The sequence below is a fragment of the Streptomyces eurythermus genome (assembly GCF_014649115.1).
GTDB classification, from domain to species: domain Bacteria; phylum Actinomycetota; class Actinomycetes; order Streptomycetales; family Streptomycetaceae; genus Streptomyces; species Streptomyces eurythermus.
In genome coordinates, this window is record NZ_BMSK01000066.1 from 1 (window position 1) to 608 (window position 608).

Consider the following 608-nt stretch of genomic DNA (forward strand, 5'->3'; position numbering starts at 1 on the left):
GTCGGCGTGCCCTGGGCGATCGGCTCCCCCGAGGGCGGCCACGACGCCGTCCACCCCGCCCTGGGCACCCTGGAGGACTTCGACCACTTCGTCGCCGAGGCCGGGCGGCTCGGCCTGGAGGTCGCCCTCGACCTCGCCCTCCAGTGCTCCCCGGACCACCCCTGGGTGGAGAAGCACCCCGAGTGGTTCCACCACCGCCCCGACGGCTCGATCGCCTACGCGGAGAACCCCCCGAAGAAGTACCAGGACATCTACCCCCTCGCCTTCGACGCCGACATGGACGGCCTGGTCGCCGAGACCCTGCGGATCCTGCGCCACTGGATGGCCCACGGCGTGCGCGTCTTCCGCGTGGACAACCCCCACACCAAACCCGTCGTCTTCTGGGAACGGGTCATCGCCGAGACCAACCGGACCGACCCGGACGTGATCTTCCTGGCGGAGGCCTTCACCCGCCCGGCGATGATGCACACCCTGGCCCAGATCGGCTTCCAGCAGTCGTACACGTACTTCACCTGGCGCAACACCAAGCAGGAACTCACCGAGTACCTGACCGAGCTGACCGGCGAGGCCGCGGCCTACATGCGGCCGAACCTCTTCCCCAACACCCC

General features: G+C 69.4%; 1 protein-coding gene. It reads left to right on the forward strand.

Going from position 1 to position 608, the window contains the following annotated elements; genetic code table 11:
* On the forward strand, positions 1 to 608 hold a 608-nt coding region (locus IE251_RS40490), incomplete at both ends, for an alpha-amylase family protein (protein ID WP_506005333.1).